The organism is Alcanivorax sp., from assembly GCF_014762765.1.
Classification (GTDB): domain Bacteria; phylum Pseudomonadota; class Gammaproteobacteria; order Pseudomonadales; family Alcanivoracaceae; genus Alcanivorax.
In genome coordinates, this window is sequence record NZ_JABURH010000054.1 from 1 (window position 1) to 18,703 (window position 18,703).

14 protein-coding genes and 3 pseudogenes are annotated in these 18,703 nt (G+C 55.6%); 5 read left to right on the top strand and 12 right to left on the bottom strand.

Annotated elements, in window-relative coordinates; genetic code table 11:
- The first annotated feature begins 351 nt into the window (after nt 1-351).
- The 3 genes from HUJ17_RS01710 to HUJ17_RS01720 all read left to right on the top strand — a co-directional run bounded on the left by HUJ17_RS01710 (nt 352) and on the right by HUJ17_RS01720 (nt 3,490).
- Nucleotides 352-1,569 carry a site-specific integrase gene (locus HUJ17_RS01710; RefSeq protein ID WP_063508271.1) on the top strand — a complete coding sequence of 406 codons (1,218 nt, stop codon included), beginning with the start codon at nt 352-354 and terminating at the stop codon, nt 1,567-1,569.
- A 449-nt stretch (nt 1,570-2,018) separates the two neighbouring features.
- Entirely contained in the window at nt 2,019-2,333 is a 315-nt protein-coding gene (locus tag HUJ17_RS01715; RefSeq protein WP_052042919.1) for a helix-turn-helix domain-containing protein, read from the top strand.
- Nucleotides 2,334-2,566: 233 nt separating this feature from the next.
- On the top strand, nt 2,567-3,490 hold the full coding sequence (locus tag HUJ17_RS01720; RefSeq protein ID WP_035248713.1) for an alpha/beta hydrolase: 924 nt from the start codon (nt 2,567-2,569) through the stop codon (nt 3,488-3,490).
- 74 nt (nt 3,491-3,564) lie between these two features.
- Here the strand turns inward: HUJ17_RS01720 and HUJ17_RS01725 are convergent, their stop codons facing one another.
- The 7 genes and pseudogenes from HUJ17_RS01725 to HUJ17_RS01755 form a co-directional block, all read right to left on the bottom strand.
- Entirely contained in the window at nt 3,565-4,134 is a 570-nt protein-coding gene (locus tag HUJ17_RS01725; protein WP_231866110.1) for a LysR substrate-binding domain-containing protein, read from the bottom strand.
- Between the two features lie 189 nt (nt 4,135-4,323).
- Nucleotides 4,324-4,450: pseudogene (locus HUJ17_RS01730) on the bottom strand (LysR family transcriptional regulator); the annotation flags it as partial.
- A 194-nt stretch (nt 4,451-4,644) separates the two neighbouring features.
- Nucleotides 4,645-4,806 (bottom strand): annotated as a pseudogene (locus HUJ17_RS01735) (integrase core domain-containing protein); the annotation flags it as partial.
- A 19-nt stretch (nt 4,807-4,825) separates the two neighbouring features.
- A pseudogene (locus tag HUJ17_RS01740) lies at nt 4,826-5,200 on the bottom strand (iron-containing alcohol dehydrogenase); the annotation flags it as partial.
- Nucleotides 5,201-5,348: 148 nt separating this feature from the next.
- Entirely contained in the window at nt 5,349-6,530 is a 1,182-nt protein-coding gene (locus HUJ17_RS01745; protein ID WP_063508269.1) for a lipid-transfer protein, read from the bottom strand.
- Between the two features lie 23 nt (nt 6,531-6,553).
- Complete coding sequence (locus HUJ17_RS01750; RefSeq protein WP_290509070.1) at nt 6,554-9,541, bottom strand: peroxisomal multifunctional enzyme type 2; 2,988 nt, start codon at nt 9,539-9,541, stop codon at nt 6,554-6,556.
- A 56-nt stretch (nt 9,542-9,597) separates the two neighbouring features.
- Nucleotides 9,598-10,773, bottom strand: a complete 1,176-nt coding sequence (locus HUJ17_RS01755; RefSeq protein ID WP_366470935.1) for an acyl-CoA dehydrogenase family protein — start codon at nt 10,771-10,773, stop codon at nt 9,598-9,600.
- Nucleotides 10,774-10,935: 162 nt separating this feature from the next.
- Between HUJ17_RS01755 and HUJ17_RS01760 the strand changes: the two genes are divergently transcribed.
- Nucleotides 10,936-11,601 carry a TetR/AcrR family transcriptional regulator gene (locus HUJ17_RS01760; protein WP_290509071.1) on the top strand — a complete coding sequence of 222 codons (666 nt, stop codon included), beginning with the start codon at nt 10,936-10,938 and terminating at the stop codon, nt 11,599-11,601.
- A 681-nt stretch (nt 11,602-12,282) separates the two neighbouring features.
- Here HUJ17_RS01760 and HUJ17_RS01765 read toward each other — a convergent pair.
- The 4 genes from HUJ17_RS01765 to HUJ17_RS01780 all read right to left on the bottom strand — a co-directional run bounded on the left by HUJ17_RS01765 (nt 12,283) and on the right by HUJ17_RS01780 (nt 17,015).
- Nucleotides 12,283-13,515 carry an FAD-dependent oxidoreductase gene (locus HUJ17_RS01765; RefSeq protein WP_290509072.1) on the bottom strand — a complete coding sequence of 411 codons (1,233 nt, stop codon included), beginning with the start codon at nt 13,513-13,515 and terminating at the stop codon, nt 12,283-12,285.
- A gap of 97 nt (nt 13,516-13,612) precedes the next feature.
- Nucleotides 13,613-15,268, bottom strand: a complete 1,656-nt coding sequence (locus tag HUJ17_RS01770) for a choline dehydrogenase (RefSeq protein ID WP_290509073.1) — start codon at nt 15,266-15,268, stop codon at nt 13,613-13,615.
- On the bottom strand, nt 15,268-16,680 hold the full coding sequence (locus tag HUJ17_RS01775) for a cytochrome P450 (RefSeq protein ID WP_290509074.1): 1,413 nt from the start codon (nt 16,678-16,680) through the stop codon (nt 15,268-15,270). The genes HUJ17_RS01770 and HUJ17_RS01775 overlap by 1 nt, the downstream gene beginning before the upstream one ends.
- Nucleotides 16,681-16,694: 14 nt before the next feature.
- Entirely contained in the window at nt 16,695-17,015 is a 321-nt protein-coding gene (locus HUJ17_RS01780) for a 2Fe-2S iron-sulfur cluster-binding protein (RefSeq protein ID WP_008930234.1), read from the bottom strand.
- A 122-nt stretch (nt 17,016-17,137) separates the two neighbouring features.
- Between HUJ17_RS01780 and HUJ17_RS01785 the strand changes: the two genes are divergently transcribed.
- Entirely contained in the window at nt 17,138-18,184 is a 1,047-nt protein-coding gene (locus HUJ17_RS01785) for an AraC family transcriptional regulator (RefSeq protein ID WP_035233471.1), read from the top strand.
- A 56-nt stretch (nt 18,185-18,240) separates the two neighbouring features.
- On the opposite strand, the gene HUJ17_RS01790 is transcribed toward HUJ17_RS01785, so the two are convergent.
- A partial coding sequence (locus HUJ17_RS01790) for a TetR/AcrR family transcriptional regulator C-terminal domain-containing protein (protein WP_290509075.1) occupies nt 18,241-18,703 on the bottom strand: 463 nt, incomplete at its 5' end.

The following is an 18,703-nucleotide window of genomic DNA, read 5'->3' on the forward strand; positions in this document are numbered from 1 at the left end:
CGGTGGAGTTAAAGGTACTGATCGAGCAGATGCGGGAACAGATCCAGAATATCGAGTAAAATCCAGGTAAGTCCATAATCGTATTTAATACGTTGTTTTTAAAGAATTAAATTCGAAACTCAATCCATGGAAATCCACTGCCATCCACCACTATCCAGACAAAAGTGGTGGGCAAAATGGTGGGCAAAAACGTGACTTTTCCCTCCCTGACACCTATATTGACCTGAAATGGTGGGCAGCCATCAAGAGACTGCCTGCATACCATTGATAACAGAGAATTTTTCTCTTTAATCAACAAAAAAAAAGTGGTGGGCAGCCTGTTTTTATAGGCTCAAACGCCACAAGGTCAAAATGAGCAAACTCAGCGCCACTCAGATCAAGTCCCTGGCAAAGCAGGCCCCCAAGAAGCATACCGATGGTGGCGGCCTCTATTTCTGCGTGCGCAAGTCAGGCACGCCCTACTGGATGCTGCGCTACAGCGCCCAAGGCAAGCGCCACGAGATTACCTTGGGCCAATACCCCCAGATGTCCCTGGGTGACGCCCGGGAAGCCGCTGTGCTGACCAAGCAAGGCATCCGAACGGGCACCGACCCAATCCAGGAAAGGGCCAAAGTTGTCCAGCCCGACATCCGCACCGTCAAAGACCTCTTCCAGGACTGGCATGAGACCGATCTGTCCCGGCGCCTGAAACACCCCAACATCCCCAAGCGCATCTACCAGAAAGAAATCCACCCGGTGATCGGCCTCTACCCGATTGCCGACGTCACCCCAAGGGATATCCGGGCAGTCCTGCAGCGCGTTCAGCGCAGCAACCGCCCCACCATCGCCAATGACACCCTGATGTACATGAAGCAGCTGTTTCGTCATGGCATCAAACTGGACCTGTGCCAGAACAACCCGGCCAGTCCCTTCACCGTCAGCGACGCCGGCGGCGTCGAAGCCAGCCGGGAGCGCACCCTGACGCTGGAAGAAATCGAACATTCCTTTGGGGTCTTCCGGGAGCACATCAGCAGCTTTGGTCGAGACAACTATCGGGCCTGCTGCTTGTTCCTGGTGCTAGGCGTGAGAAAAAGCGAGCTATGCGAGGCCCGCTGGGAAGAATTCGACCTCGAGGCCGGAATCTGGGATCTCTCCAAAGAGCGCAGCAAGACTGGCGCATCGATCACCATCCCTCTGCCAACCCAAGCCATTGAGTGGCTAAAGGTACAGCAAGGCCATGCCTGCGGCTCCCCCTATGTGTTCCCTGCCAGGCGCGCCAGCAAACGCCCCCACATGGGCCCTGACACCCTGAACCGCGCCATTTCCAAGCTATTTGGCCGAGAGGCTGGCCGGAAGGTGCAGCCACCCAACAAAATGGACGACTTGGAACACTTCACCATCCACGACCTGCGACGCACCTTCCGCAGCCTCGCAGCTGCGGAAGGTGTGCCGAGCCATGTGGCGGAGAGGTGTTTGAATCACAAGCTGAAGGGGGTTGAGGGGATTTATGATCGGTATGATTATTTTGAGGAGCGAAAAATAGCTCACCAGCGAGTAGCCAACGCCATAGAAGCCTTAATACACCTATGATGTACAGGTGTGTTTAGGCTGTATTTATTGACTATCGACAACCATAAGCCAAGACCCTGAACTACAACCTATACAAAGAATCGGGATTTTGATGGACTCGCTTGGACACCTCTGGACAATCAGCAGCCTGCATCACACAACAGCAAATGTGGCCACGAATCGCTGTCCTGCTACCCTGCGCCGCCCAATGGCTTATGCATAATCTTTTAACCTGATCCAGCTCCCTAGCGCCACAGGTTGTCGCTTCTGCCTCGGATTCATTTTTGCCAGCCAGGTTGTTTAGTCAATCTATAACCGCTCAAGATACTGGCCGCTTGCGAAAAGATGGCGCCGCTTATACGCAGGGAAATTTGTTGGAGCCTGTTGTGCTCGCCGCTGGGGGGGGGCGGCGGCGTTACACCAAATCGGCAGAAAGACAGCGACATCACTCGCATCGGTCGGGTCACGACTTGGATGCATGCGAATTATCAAAAGTCTTTCAAAGTCGGGGAGCTGACCGCTATGCCGAATATAAGCCCCGCGTTTTTCATCGGCATTTCAAGACCATCAGCCAGCTAACCCAGGTGCAGTTCCAGGAGCGGGTGCGTTTGCAGGAAGCCTGGCGGCTGCTATTCAGCGAGCAGGACGTGGCCAGCGTTGATTACCTGGTCGGTTATGAAAGCCCGTCCCAGTTCAGCCGCGACTACCACAAGCTTTTTGGTGCTCCGTCAGATCGAGACAAGGCGATGATGCGGTCTAGTTTGGCGATTGAGAGTGGGGTTTAGGTGCTCGTAGACATGGAGCTGGCCTACCCCCCTTTGGGGTACGAAATAAGAGATCTGGGAAGATATTGCATCATGCAGTAAAGCGCAGTGTCGAAAATGTAGTACTGCCTTAATTCATTGGCTAAGCTAATAACCCCTTCCTTAAATTGCCATCTAATCAGAACAATCCCCGCTTGCTACCGTGAATCCCATAGTCACTGACCAACCTAATGGATTCACAAGAGGGTAAGACCATGAAAGCTGTGAGCTTCAAGAACCGTAATGTCGATGTGGCCGCCAATCTGTACTTCCCGGAAGGCTTTGATGCGTCCCGGCAGTACCCCACGATTATCTGTGCGCACCCGATCAGTAGCTGCAAGGAGCAGACCTCCGGTGCGATCTATGCCGCCCGGCTGGCGAAAATGGGGTATGTGACGCTGGCGTTTGATGCGTCCTTCCAGGGGGAAAGTGGTGGCGAGCCACGTTTTCTGGAAGACCCGGCGACCCGGGTGGAGGACTTCCGCTGTGCGGTGGACTATCTGGTGACCCAGGATTTTGTGGATGAGAGCCGCATCGGGGTGCTGGGTATTTGTGGCGGTGGCGGTTATGCCGTGCATGCGGCCATGACGGAGCGTCGTATCAAGGCGGTGGGCACCGTGGTGGCGGCCAACTATGGGCGGCTGATGCGCGAGGGGGATATGTCCCCGAATGCAGCGATCCAGACCCTGGAGGCCATTGGCCAGCAGCGTACCGCCGAGGCCCGTGGGGCGGAGCCGCTGATCACCGGCTATATTCCCAACTCGAAAGACGAGTGTGAGCAGGCAGGCATTACCGATATTGATGTGGTGGAAGCGGTGGATTACTACACCACGCCGCGCGGGCAGCAGCCGGGTTCCCCCAACAAGCTGCGTTTCTCAGGGCTGGCACCGGCAGTGGCCTTCGATGCGTTCCATCTGGCTGAGCATCTGCTGACCCAGCCGCTGCAAGTCATCATCGGCAGCAAGACCGGGGCCTTCGGTTCTCACCGGGATGGCTACGAGCTGTATGGCCGTGCGGCGTCGAAAAACAAGGATCTGCTGGTGGTCGATGGTGCCAGCCATTATGACCTGTACGATCAGCCGCAAGCGGTGGATCAGGCGTTGGCAAAACTGCAGCAGTTTTATCAGGATCACTTGTAACACATCGCGACAGCATCAAGGGCGGCCAGGTTGGTCGCCCTTTTTTATATTCGGTCGATTGGTTTCGAGAGCTCTCAGGTAAGGCGCAAGGCATCAACCACCATGGCAAAGGCAGTGGAGGCCTTGCGGCGGCTGGTGTAATAGAGGTGATAGCCGGGAAAGGTGTGGCTATAGCGATCCAGCACGGAGATCAGGCTGCCGTCGTCCAGTCCCGGCTGGGCCAGGGCTTCTGGAAGGTAGGCCAGGCCCATGCCGTCTTTGGCCGCTTGCAGCACTTGCAGGATGCTGTTGAATACCAGTTGTCCTTCCGTGTGGGTTTTCACTTCTTTCTTGCGTACCTGAAACAGCCAGGGGAAGACGCCGCCCTGGGTGGGCAGGCGCAGGTTGATGGCGTTGTGTGCCACCAGGTCCTGGGGTTTTTGCGGTGGCGTGTGTCGGTTGAAGTAGTCCGGTGAGCCCACCACGACCATGCGGATCGGCGGGCAGATCGGTACTGCAATCATGTCCTTGGCAATCAGTCCGGCGCGGCGTACCCCGGCATCGAATCGTTCCTTGGCAATATCCACCAGTCCATAGTCCACGCTTAGTTCCACCTTGATATCCGGGTGGTCACGCAGCAGGGGCTGCAGGGCTGGCCACAGCACGGTGGAGACGGCAAATTCATCGGCGGTGATGCGTACGGTGCCGGCGGGTTTGCCCTTGAGCGAGTGCAGCTCCGCCAGCCCGGCGTCGATATCGTCCAGCGCCGGCCCTACCAGTTCCAGCAGCCGGTCGCCGGCTTCCGTGGTGGTGACGCTGCGGGTGGTGCGGTTGAGCAGCTTCAGGTCCAGCCGCTCCTCCAGGTTACGCAGGGTCTGACTGAGGGGACTGGGACACACCCAGCCCGGCGGCGGCGCGGGTAAAGCTCTGTTCCCGAGCCACGGCCATAAAGGCGATCAGATCGTTCAGGTTCTCTTTCATGACTAATTAGCTGCGCTAATGGCTGATTCGGTATTGATCATGAAAGCATGAAGCGCGGAGGGGTGCCAGATTTAGTGATTCATGCGTGTCACCGACGTCTATCACGGAAAGCAGAATCGTTCTACGGGCTCACTGAGGAAGCAATCCATGAAGGTGTAATCCACCCATTTTTCATCGCTCGTTTGAGTATAGAGTCACTGTAGCAATCGGGCCGGAGGCACTCCGCCAATGGCCGAATTGGGCCATCCGTTATTGTATTGCCACCGCCACTGTGTGGTTAATAGCTGGGCATGGGCAACGCAGGTGAACTCGTGGAGATCCAGCCACTCGCGCCATGTCGTTCGATTAAATCGTTGTCCCCGTTTCCACAAAACCTCAGGCCTGCATCTTCTTCAACAGTGCCTCACACACCGTCTGATTCATATAGCGCGGTACCGCATAACTGAAATGCGCTTCCTGCAATGCAGCCCTGGCAATGTCGGGAACATCTTCGCTGCGCAATGCGTCCAGCTTCTCGGGAATGCCAAGCTCCTGTTTCAGTTCGCGGACACGTTTGATGAATTTTCCTGCCAGCGCTTCATCGGTTTCACCGCCCTGCTCCAGGCCGCTGACGCGGGCCAGTTCGGCCAGGCGCTCAATGCAGGCGGGGGCGGAATATTCGAGTACGTGAGGCAGCACAATGGCATTCGCCAGGCCATGGGGCGTGTGATAGTGGGCGCCGAAGTTGTGGGCAATGCCGTGGGCGTAGCCAAGACCGGCGCGGTGAGAAGCTGGCCTTTACTACCTTGCTTTTACTTTTTGTCGTTACCGCATTCATCCCGGACCTCCTTAACAGGGAAGCCGGCCTGCGAACCGGCAGGCCGGCACCCTGTATGTGACAGTTCAGTCTTTACGGTACTCAGTCATTGCGATACATGGTTACCACACAGGCACCACCCAGACCGAGGTTATGCTGCAAGGCCACCCGTGCACCGTCTACCTGACGCTTGTCCGCCTGACCGCGCAACTGCCACACCAGCTCAGTACATTGCGCCAGCCCGGTGGCGCCCAACGGATGGCCCTTGGACAGCAGGCCACCGGATGGATTGGTCACATACTTGCCGCCATAGGTGTTGTCACCATCCCAGATGAATTGCTCCGCACCGCCTTCCGGGCACAGACCCAGGCCTTCATAAGTGAGCAGCTCATTGGCGGTAAAACAGTCATGCAACTCGACCACATTGATGTCTTGCGGACCAATGCCGGCCTGCTCGTACACACTCTCTGCAGCCGCGCGTGTCATGTCGTAGCCGACCATCTTGATCATGGATTTTTCGTCAAAGCTGCTGGCGAAATCCGTGGTCATGGCCTGGGCGGCGATATACACCGGATTCTCAATGCCATGCTTTTTCGCGAACTCGTCCGAGCACAGGATCGCCGCACCGGCACCACAGGTGGGAGGACAGCACTGGAAGCGGGTGAGCGGATCAAACACCTCGTCGGACGCCATGATTTCTTCCAGCGACAGCACCTGGTTGAACAGCGCGTAGGGGTTGTTGCCGGCATGGCGGCGCGCCTTCTCGGCGATCTTGCCGAAGGTTTCCCGTTTGGTGCCGTGCTGCCACCGGTACTCGCGGCCCGCGCCACCGAACATCTGTGCCGCCGGCGGCGCCTGGTTGAAACCCTGCGCATCCATCATCACCTGCGCATGCTGACTCATGGGGTTTTCGCGATCATTGAACTTGGAGCCCAGCGCCCCGCGTTCCATTTTCTCGAAACCGAGCGCAATCACACATTCGGCCAAGCCGCCCTCGATGGCCTGGCGGGCCAGGAACAGGGCCGACGACCCGGTGGAGCAGTTGTTGTTCACATTGACCACAGGAATACCGGTCAATCCCAGCTCATACACGGCGCGCTGACCACAAGTGGAATCGCCGTAGACATAACCGCAGAACGCCTGCTCCACATCGCTGTACTGGATGCCGGCATCCTTCATGGCGGCGAGGCCTGCAGCCTTTGCCATCACATGGTAATCATCGCTGGCACCGGGCTTGGCAAACTTGGTCATCCCGACACCGATCACATTCACTCTACGTTTCATTGTCTGTTCTCCGAATTCTGGCGTTACAGGATTTGTTCAAGTTTGCGCACCAGCGCCAGGTCACCGTCGACGCGCATGTCGCCCTTCTGGTACAGGGCGCTCAAGGTCACCTTGCCGGCAATCAGGTCGGCAAGCTTGCCATCCTCCAGTGTCATCACCGCCGCCGCATCTTTTTCGCCGCTGACGATGTCAGGCGACGACGCGGATAGATCGATAAACCAGGCACTGTCTGGGCTCTGCACCTTGATCTGCAACACACCACCCTGCCCACCAATAGCCGACAGTTTTTCCGCCAGCTCCGGCAGCACTTTCTCCGCCTGCGGAGCTTTCTGCTTTTTCGGTTGTGCGGTAGCGGTATCCGGTTGGCCGGAGGCCAATCGCTTGTCGCGTGCCTGCTCCACCAGCTTCGGGTCCATGTTCTGCAACACGGTGAGCTTGTTGGAGGCCATCACGTTGCCGCCAATCTTCAGATCGCCACCAAAAAACAGTTTCTGTACCGCAGCCAGATCACCGCCAAACAGAGTCGGGGCATGTTTACTGTCCAACTCCAGCGTCACATCCGCCTTGTCCAGCTGGCCCGGCCCGGCAGTACCCGGTGCGTTTTTCAGATCAATATAGAAATCCTGATCCGGGTTGCTGAACGCAAACTGGAAGCTGGTGCCGGTCTTCTCGATCAGGTCCGGGTTGTCAGCGATGAAGTGGCCGATGGCACTGAACACATCCGCCATGGTCGGCTCCTGCGATTCGACCGGTGCGGCGGCAGCTTGTGAACCACCACCGTCAGCCACACGCTTGTCGCGTTCCTGTTCGGCCAGTTTCGGGTCCATGTCCTGCAACACGGTCAACTTGTTGGAGGCCATCACGTTGCCGGAGATTTTCAGCTCACCACCGAAGAACAGTTTCTGCACGGCAGCGAGATCGCCACCAAACACGGTGGAAAGGTGCTCGCTGTCCAGTGCCAGGGTCACGTCCGGTTTGTCAATCGTGCCCGGCCCTGCCGCGCCCGGTGCATTTTTCAGGTCAATAAAGAACTGCTGATCCGGATTGCTGAACTCGAACAGGAAACTGGTGCCGGTCTGGTCGACCAGTTCCGGCTTCTGCTCGATGTAGGTCGCCACCGCGGCGAACACATCGTCAGGCGTCACCGCCTGCTCCACCTGCGGCGCAGAATCTTCCTCGGCGGAAGCCTGCTCCGGCACCGGCGCCTCTGCCGGAATCTCGGAGAACAGCTCGATGGCGGCATTCTTCAGCACCACCTCGTTACGCTCTTTCACCCAGGTTTCGAAGATGATGCGGTTATCGGATTCCTTCCACATGCGCGTTTCCAGGGTTTCACCCGGAAATACCGTTTTGGCAAAGCGCACCTTGATGCTCTTGAAGTAACGGCCATCGTTATTGCTGAACGCCTTGATGACATGGCGGCCCGCATAACCGAAGGTACACAGCCCATGCAGGATCGGCTTGTCATAACCGAATGCCCTGGCAAACGCCGGGTCGGCATGCAGCGGATTCCAGTCACCACACAGGCGATACAGCAGCGTCTGGTTGGCATCGGTCTTTTCCTCGATCACCGCATCCGGTTCGCGCGAGGGCGGCACATTGATCTCGCCGGAATCGCCCCGCTCACCGCCCCAGCCGCCGGCGCCTTTCACGAACGAGGTCATCTCGTTGTAGGCCACCTCGTTACCATTCTCGTCGGTGGAGGTAATGGCGAAGGTCACCACCGCGTTCGGATCCTTATCCAATGCCTTCTTGAACTTGAAGGTATGCTTCAGCTTGGCATGGGGCGGCAGAGGCCGCTTGATTTCCGTGTACTGCTCACCGTGCAGCAATCGATCAAAACCGAAGTTCATGCCCGGTAGCGTCAGCGCACCTTCCTTCGCTGCTTTCAGCATCGCACCGATCTGCGGCATCACGCCGTAGGTGGGCAAGGCCTGGAAATCACCGCCAAGCTCGTAGACAAACTTCAGTTCGTCCTTGTCGAGCGGATCACGCGCGGCGCCAACGCTCAGCGCATACAGCGACAGGTCGTTCTCATCGTAGGAGGATTCCAGCTCGACACTTTCCTTGCTGGCCACATCCAGATCGATGAACTCATTACCGCCAAGAGACGGATTGTTGATGTTGTCGAGAATCGGCGAGAAGGATTCGTTGACGTTGGACGGATGCTCCGCATCGGTAAAGTCGGTGATCTTGCCCCACCGATGCGCCACATCATCCACACTGAAGGCCTTGCCGAGGGGGAAGCTATTGCCCTGGCTACGTTCCCAGCGCAACTTGCTGATGTAACCGGCGCCTACTTCGAAGATGCCCTTGGTCTCCTCGCAACTTTCATGGCACAACCAGGCCACCAGCGGACTGACCGCTTCCGGCTTGAGGTTTTCCAGCAAATTCGGCGGCATGATGGTTTCCGTCAGCCGCGAGGCCGCAATCGGCGCGATGGTATTCACATGAATGTTCTTGCTGCGGCCTTCCTCCGCCAGACAGTTGGCCAGCCCGGCCAGACCCAGCTTGGCAGCACAGTAGTTGGCCTGACCAAAGTTTCCGTAGAGGCCGGCTGCCGAGGTAGTCATGATGATGCGGCCATAGCCCTTCTCGCGCATGATCGGCCAGGCCGCATGGGTCACGCTCATGGAGCCTTCCAGGTGGACTTTTAGCACCAGGTCCCAGTCCTGCTTCGACATCTTGGCGAAGCTCACATCACGCAAGATGCCAGCATTGTTGACCACGATGTCCACGGTGCCGAAGTTATCCAGGGCGGTCTGCACTATCGACTCGCCGTTTTCCACGGAGTCATAGTTGGCAACCGCTTTTCCCCCCATGGCCCGGATCTCTTCCACCACCTTGTCTGCGGCGGACGATGACTTGCCATCACCGTGGGCACTACCACCCAGATCGTTAACCACCACCTTGCAGCCGCGCTCGGCCAGGGTCAGTGCATGCTGGCGGCCCAACCCGCCCCCGGCACCGGTGACGATGGCCACACGATCATCAAAACGACGTTCTGCCATGATGCTTTCCTCTTTTCATTCCCGGGCCCACTTGCCGCGCGAGCCCGGGAAAATCTTTAGATAGAGCGGGAAATGAGTTCTTTCATGATTTCGTTGGTGCCGCCGTAGATGCGGTTGGCACGGGTGTCGATATAGGCGCGGGCGATGGGGTACTCGAGCATGTAGCCGTAGCCACCGTGTAGCTGTACACAGCGGTCCACCACGTTGCTGAGCAAATCGGACACCCAGTACTTGGCCGCACAGGCTGCCTCGGGGGACAGGGCATTGCGCACCACCAGCTCCATACAACGATCCACATAGACCCGTGCAATCTGGATTTCAGAACGCATCTCGGCCAGTTCAAAGCGGGTGTTCTGGAACGCCGCCACCGGCTTGCCAAATGCCTGGCGCTGTTTCACATATTCCACTGTGGTTGCCAGCGCATACTCGGCGGACGACGCACAAATGATGGCAATCATCATCCGTTCCCAGGCCAGCTCCTTCATCAAGGCAATAAAGCCCATGCCCTCGGCACCCAGCAGGTTTTCCTTGGGCACCTTGACGTTGTCGAAGAACAACTCGCAGGTATCCTGCCCGCGCATGCCGACTTTCTTCAGCGGCCTGCCCTTGGAGAAGCCCTCTCGATCCGCCTCAATAATCATCAATGACACACTTTGTGCTCCCAGCTCAGCCGACCCGGTACGCACCGCCACCACCGCCATGTCACAGAGGTAACCGTTGGTGATAAAGATTTTCGAGCCATTCACCACGTAGTGATCGCCCTCAAGGGTCGCAGTAGTCTTGATACGTTGAAGATCGGAACCGGTACCCGGCTCGGTCATGGCCACGGCAGTGACCGCTTCACCGGTGGCCATTTTGGGCAGCCACTGGCTTTTCTGTTCATGGGAGCCAAAGTTGTTGATGTAGTTGGCAACAATGTCCGAATGCAGCGCAAAGCCGCTGGCCGAATCACCCACCCGGGCCTGCTCTTCCATAAGAATCATCGAGTAGAGGCGGTCAACGCCGCAGCCACCGTATTCCTCGGGCATGGTGGCACACAGCAGCCCAAGCTCACCCGCCTTGTTCCACAGCTCGCGATCGAGATGCTGCTGCTCTTCCCACTTCTCGTGATAAGGGGCAATTTCCGTCTCGAAGAAACGTCGAGCGGTGGCGCGAAACGCTTCATGGTCTTCATTGAACAGGGTACGGGGAATCATTGGCGACACAGCCGCCGGTACATGCACGTCACTCATTACAGGTTTTCCACTGTTGATTCATAAACATGACAAGAACTCTATAACTTACAATACGTACGTTCAACTTGTTTTTAATCGTTCGCGCGCATAAGCTATATATCGTTTAGAATCAGCATCCTACGCCAGAGAAAGCAAACCCGACAACAGGCAGATAACGTCATGAAGGCACAGCGACGAACCCAGGAACAACGTAGCGATGCCATGCGAGAACGCATCATCCAGGCGGTACTCACGTGTCTTGAGAAGGACGGATTTGCAGGCACGACAGTGAGTCGCATCATCGAGGTCGCTGGCGTTTCCCGGGGAGCACCGCTACACCATTTCCACAGCAAAGCCGCCATGATTGCCGCTGCTGCCGAGCAACTGATTCGCCAGCAATATATTCAACTGGGCAAAGCCATTGCCAAGCTGCACGGCTCTGAGGACCGGCTGGAAGAGCTCATCTTTGGCGCCTGGAAAAATGTCTTCGATCAACCGGAATACATCCCGTTGATGCAGCTGCTGACCGCCAGCCAGCATGACCCGGAACTCGCCGCCATTTTGCAGCGCGTCTGGACATCCAGTTATTTCGTCGTGGGCAACGCCGCAGATCATTACCTGGAGGCCACCAGGGAAGGTACCGATGTGCGCTCGATGATGATGTTGACGCAATGGCTATTGCGCGGCATGGCACAGGACCTGCACATCGTTGCGGACAAGGCGCTGTTTGACCGTTATCTGAAGCTTTGGTGTGACACGCTTGCCCTTCACTTGCGAGCTAGGGCGGGCGTAACGACACCGCCCCCTTATCCACCCAGGTGGGATCTACCGCTGACTGATGTTTGACGGTAGCTATCTCAGCACGCCATGTTTATGTCAACGTATCGCTTATCCAATACTCGATATGTCACAGCATTTCGCCCCTGGCTAGCAGCGATAATGGCAGACAGGGGTATCCTCAGTTGAGCATACGCCAATAATACAAAGGTACCCGAGTATCGCTACGACTGATGCACAGGTGTTTATGGGCAAAGTCAGTGGAATTTCCAAGACAGGGAAGAGGCTGGCTACACCAATTACTACACTTTCAGTACGGTTACAGAAGCCGGACTGAAATACAGCCTAACCAGCTGATTTAAATAAAAGTACAAAGTCGAAAAAGGTGTTGCCCAACACGGTTAGCCCATCAAAAATAACCTGAAGATGGGGCCCGAACCCCTAGCGAGTAGCAGTGTATCGCAGCCCTCACGACAAGTCATCGAACGATGGAAAATCGCCAGCACAGCCAGGATCGTCCCACTGAAGAGACTCCAACACTCTATAATATTTTCCTTTCCACACAGGCATCCACCTTAGGCCCCAATGAGTGATCGTACATTCAGATGTAGTGTCAAATTAACTATCTCACTACAATTTACCCAGCCGATGCTCTCAAGGAGGCCATGCCAGTGGATCCCTCCTTTAAACCGGAATCTCTATTGGGATACCACGAAAGGATGACCGGTTACTGATCGCACTTCGCATGCTTCAGATTAAAGACTTCAGCTCGATATCCGTATTACTCAATGCGTCAGCGCTAACGCTCTTGCGTTGCTGGACCAACTGCTTGCCCACCATGAAAGCAATGGGCAGATTGACCGCGTCAACAGCAATGACACAGCCCTCGAGCAGATAGAACACCGCAAATCCCTTATCATTAGTGGTGCCGCGCAGCACCCGCTGATCATGATTTTGCGACAGCCCAACCATCTGCAAGCGGACGTCATATTGGTTCGACCAGAACCATGGTGCGCTATCGTAGGGCATCTCCTCGCCCATCAAGGTCGCCGCCGCCGTACGCGCTTGATCAACCGCGTTGGCAACAGACTCAAGCCGTTGCATCTTTTCGAAAAAAAGATTCCGGTGGCGGGTACAGTCGCCGATTGCCAAGATGTCGCGATCATCAGTGCGGGTAAATTCATCCACGACAATACCGTCATCGCAGAGTAGGCCAGCGTTCTCGGCCAATGTAGTTTCCGGTATGACACCTATTGATACGAGCACGATATCAGCCGGAACATTGCCACCATCGGCCAAGGTCACGCCTGCCACACGCCCCTTATCACCCGCTTCGAAGCCAGTTACCGCCGTGCCAAGACGCACATCAACGCCAGCAGCAGTGTGCTTGGCGTAGAAAAACGTGGACATTTCTGGCCCCGTAACACGCTGCATCAAGCGTTCGGCGGCTTCCAGGACCGTGACATTAACACCTTTCTTGATAGCGCTGGCAGCCACTTCAAGGCCAATATAACCGCCGCCCACGATGACCAGGCGTTTACCCGGCACTAATTGATTGCGCAGAGCATCGGTGTCAGCGATATCATGCAGATAGTGTATTCCTTTCAAATCTGATCCGGGCGCTTTAAGGCGACGAACATGTGACCCCGTCGCCAGAACCAATCGATCGTATTTCAATGTGCTTTGATCCGACAACTTGATGCTTTTCGCGTATCGGTCGATCCCTTCGACGCGCACACCGAGCCGCAACTGCTGCCCCGCATTCTCATACACCGAACGCGGCTTCAGGTACAGAGACGACTGATCAACCTCTCCTGCAAGATAACTTTTGGACAAAGGTGGACGCTGGTAGGGAGGATGAGGCTCATCGCTCACCAGTACTACCTCATGCTGATATTTCTTTTGCAGCAAGGCTGTCAAGAGCGTACCGGCTGCATGTCCACCACCAACGATGACTGTCGTATCTTTCTTTTTGTTAACCATAGGTTGTCTCTTTTGTGCGCCTTGGAAGCGTATTTTCATATCCCAACACCGCAGGTGAGCAAGAGGCCGCGATATCGATCGCGCACGCACAGGATGCCTAACTGCTGAGCATCTCAGCATCCTCAAGTATCATCGCGGCTCCCTTCTCGCCGATCATGGTTGCCGGCTGGTTGGTGTTACCGCCGACCAGTGTCGGCATGATAGAGGCATCAACTACCCTCAAGGATCGCAGGCCGTGCACTCGCAGACGCGAATCGACCACCGCCATCGGATCCACACCCATCTTACAGGTTCCGACTGGATGGTAGGCGGACTCGCCGCTACGCCGCACCCATGCGGCCAGGTCCTCATCATTCTGCAGCTCCGACCCTGGCGACATCTCGACTTCGTGGTGCAAGCAGAATGCAGGCTGCGCCAAGATCTTACGCACCAGACGTACCCCGCGAACGAGCTGCTCGACGTCGGCGGATTCGGCCATGTAGTTGGGATCTATCAACGGGGCAGTGAACGGATCAGCACTGTGCAAACCAATCCGCCCACGCGACAATGGCCTAAGTCCGTAGATCATCACTATGTAGCCATAACCACTCATTGCGACCTTCATGTCCCTCCCGTGATCGGCGTACAGCATAGGGCCAAAGTGTAGTTGCAGGTCGGGTATCGCCTCCTCCGGCCGGGAGCGGATGAACCCGCCTGCCTCGGCGCCGTTGCTGGACAGCACACCGCGCCGACCGATCAGGTATTGCAGCAGTGCCCCCAGTCCCTTTAGCCAGTAGCTAGGATGCATCGAGATACTCTGGCGGCTGCGCGTTCTGGCGCGCACGAACACGTCGATATGGTCCTGTAGATTCTGTCCAACCCCCTCCAGGACATGACGCAATTTAATGCCGTGCCGGTACAGTTCCTCACGCGGACCGATGCCGGATAGCATTAGCAATTGCGGCGAGTTGAACGTGCCGCCACAGAGCACAACCTCGCGCCCGGCACTGACCTGCACCAGCCCCTTAGCGCTTCGGTACTCGACACCGGTGGCACGGGTGCCATCAAGCAGCACACGGGTAACATGCGCGCCGCTGCGAACCGTCAGGTTGGAACGCTCCTCGGCGGGTTCGAGATAGGCGCGCGCATTACTGCACCGCATGCCGTCTTTCTGATAAGCGTAGTAGAACCCCACTCCCTCCTGCTCACTACCGTTGAAGTCCCTATTGAGCCGGTACCCTGCCTGCCTCGCTGCCTCAACGAAGGTCGCACTTAACGGGTTGGTGTAACGGCGCTCGGCAACATTGAGCGGACCTCCGAGGCCATGAAATTCAACCTCGGCCGGGTTCAGCTTCGGCTCGAAATGTTCGGATCTACGAAAGTAAGGCAGAACATCAGTGTATGACCATCCATCACAGCCCTGCCGCGCCCATTCGTCGTAGTCCCAGGCATGCCCGCGGATGTAGACCTGCGCGTTCATGCCACTAGAACCACCAAGCATTCTGCCCCGCGGCTGGAACAAGACACGGTCATGCATATGGGGCTGCGGTTCGGTATTGAACTGCCAATTGAATCGGCGGCTGAACATCAGCTGCAGGAAACCCAACGGCATGTTCACAAAAGGGTTACCGCGGCTCTCAGGTCCGGCTTCAAGCAGCAGCACCGAATAGCGGCCGCTCTCGGACAAACGGCTTGCAACCGCACACCCAGCAGAGCCCGCGCCGACCACCACATAATCGAATGCTTCAGGCGACACCCCGCTCAGACATTTCATTAACTTTTTGCCGTCAGCTTGACCATCAATTTGGAATAGCCCCGCACGAAGTTAGACTGCACACGCTCGGGCTCGCCAACAACTTCAATATTCTCGAAGCGTTTCAGTAACTCTTCCCACAGAATGCGAAGTTGCAGCTCGGCCAAGCGGTTACCCATGCAACGGTGAATGCCGTAACCAAAAGAGATATGGTTTCGCGCGTCCTTGCGATCAATAATGAGTTGATCAGGGTTGTCGAACTTGCGTTCGTCCCGGTTGCCCGAGGCATACCACATTAACACCCGATCCCCTTTCTTGATGGTCTGACCACGAAGCTCAACATCTTGGGTAGCAACCCTGCGCATATTCGCCAACGGGGTTTGCCAACGGATGATTTCCGAAACCATATTCGGAATCAACTCCGGTTTTGCCTTCAGTTTTCTAAATTCCTCGGGAAACTGATTCAAAGCCAGCACGCCACCACTCATCGAGTTGCGAGTGGTATCATTTCCACCAACAATAAGCAGCGCCAGATTCCCGATAAACTCCATCGGCCGATTGATCAGGTCTTTTGTATCTTCGTTGCTCTGCAGCATACTGATCAAATCGAAACCGGGTTCTTCGCCGGAAGCACGTCGCGCCTCCTTGTCTCGCCACAGCCTGGAGAACGCCCTCGCCATATCTGCCGCGTCATCAAACATGACATCTTCGTCGGTAAATTCTCCACCCGTGGCGGATGCCGCGCCAGACAAACGATCAGACCATTCAACGAGTTTGTGACGATCCTCATAAGGGAAATCCAGCAACGTAGCGAGCATACGGCCAGTCAGTTCTTTGGACACCGCCGGCACCCAATCGAAAGGTTTATCCAGAGGCAAGCTGTCTAGCACTTCCGCCGCACGAGAACGAATCAGCCCTTCCATTTCTTTAAGGTTTTTCGGAGCAACGACGCCCTGCACCGCTCGGCGCTGTACATCATGTTTGGGCGGATCCATGGCGATAAACATTTCCACCGATAGTCCGTCCGGTGGATCACCCAGAATAATTTGCGGCTCAGAGGAAAACAGTTCATGGCTCTTGTCGACGAACAAAATATCTTCATAGCGCGTTATTGACCAGAAAGGCCCGAATGGACTGTTCTTCTGGTAATGTACCGGAGCTTCATCTCGTAACCGCTTAAAATAGGCGCGCCACTGATCTTGTCGATACAGAAAAGGGTTGCTGGTGTCGATATCTTCCAGTGCCAAGGTGCTAACATCAGGCAGGGGAGTTTCGACAAACTCCATTTGTGTGGAGCGAGAACCCACGGCCTTTCTCTTTGCCTTCATCAACATTTTCATGGTTTTAATCTGAAAATGCATTGGCACCACTTTCGACGAAACGTTGAAAACCTTGGTCTGCAAACTGTTGCTTGAGCTTGTTTTTGTTGACATAGCTTTCTCCCTGCTTACATCTGGAATTCAGGCAAATGCACGGTCATACCGTCCATCGCCTCAGTAATTTCTACCTGGCAGCCCAGACGCGAGGTTCTCGCCCGCTCCGGGGTCATGGACAGCATCTGTTCTTCCGCGTCACCAACCGTTCCGGTATTGCCGAACCACTCATCGGCAACAATCATGTGGCAGGTACCACAGGCGCACTCGCCGCCACAATCACCATCGATACCTGGCACGGCGTTATCAACCGCAACTTGCATAAGCGTAGAACCCGCCCTGAATTCCGTCACATGCTCGGTATCGTCATGTTCAATAAAGATAATTTTTCCCACAGCGCGTCTCCTAGTATTTATGTCTAACCTGAAGATTGGCTATATAGCGGCATGCCAGCGAGGACATTTCTTGACAGGACGGGGACATTTAAAGACAGTAATGACTTTCCGAGGAGAGGCTAATGGCAATAACTACGCAGAGTGATAGCTTGCAAAGCGTGGATGCTGATATCCCATCGAACTACTCACGCCTTATCGCCCGTGAACTTGGTCTGAGTGCACGAGAGCTGCCCCGACTCCTGCGCAAAACAGATGTGGATGTTACGCAATTACTCAAAGATGAGAGTCGACTCACCGCAACCCAACAGATGCAGATCTTGCGTAATGCTTTGGATCTATCCGGTAAACCAGAGTTCGGCTTGCGGTTGGGCAGGCGCCTCACCCCGGCAACCCATGGGGTGATGGGCTTTGTTGCTAACAGCAGCCCCGACCTTTATACCGCGCTGCAAGCCGTTCACACTTTCCTGCCTACGCGAGCAAGCTTTATTCAGGTGAACCTGCAAAACACTGAGGATTATCTGGAATGTGTTGTGAGCTTTCAGGTAGCGATGGACAACGACGTGGAGCGCTGCTTGGCAGATACTGTGATCAAGGCTTTTTTTGAAATTGGCGAGTTCATCGTAGGTCGCCCATTGTATGAATCAGAGGTTCATTTCCCCCATCCAGCCCCCGTCTACCAGGACATGTACCGGGAGTATTTACCAGGCAAAGTTTACTTCGACTGCAATCACTTCAAACTAAAATTAGCAATGGAGTTATGTCGAAAGCCGAACGCATCAGCCAATCATGAAAGCTATCATCTGGCCTTTCAGCAGTGCGAATCCATGCTTGCGCGCCTTCAGAACCCTGAACCGGACTATCGGACTCGGCTACAGAAAATGATGCTTTCCCGACCACCCGGGACACTGAGTGAAGATGAAGCCGCCGCCTCCCTCTTCATGAGCAAACGCACCCTTGCACGGAAGCTCAAGAAAGAAAACAGCAGCTTCAGAAAGATTCGCGATGAAGTGCTATCCAGGCAAGCAGCAAGCTATTTATGCGAGAGTCAGCTCTCGGTCGAAGCAACCGCTACACTGTTGAATTATCATGACACTGCCAGCTTCAGACGGGCGTTTAAACGCTGGTTTGGTCAGACTCCTGATCAGTACAGACAAAGGACGGGCACATAAGCCGTGCTGACAGTCAGCAATCAGCGCTGGTCATGACTTCTCATTCAATAGATCGTCTAGCGCTTGAGCACACCGTCTTTAATTACCACCCACACAAAGTCACCGATATCTTTTACGGTATACCGCCCGCCCTCGTTAAACCATGTTGCGACCCAATTTAACGCTCCCAAGCCGATAAGGCGCAAAAGATCACGATCTACATCCGCACGAATCAGGTTTTGAGAGGACAAGGATTGGATCATAGCAGACCAAAGAAGTTCGTATCTGTCTCGTAGATCAATCATTTCCTTGCGTGACTGGCCCTGCAAGGAGCGCCATTCAAAAAGGAGCACATAGACCATATCCGAACCGCCGACCAGTAACTCAAGGTGAGCATTAATGCCCTGACGCAACTGCTCTAGTGGTTCACTCTCCCCCCGAATAGCCTCAGACAAAGCTGTGGAGGCTTGCTCAAGCGCAAGACGCATCAGGTCTACCAGGATGCTTTCCTTGGAGGGATAACGGTAATGCAGGCTGCCA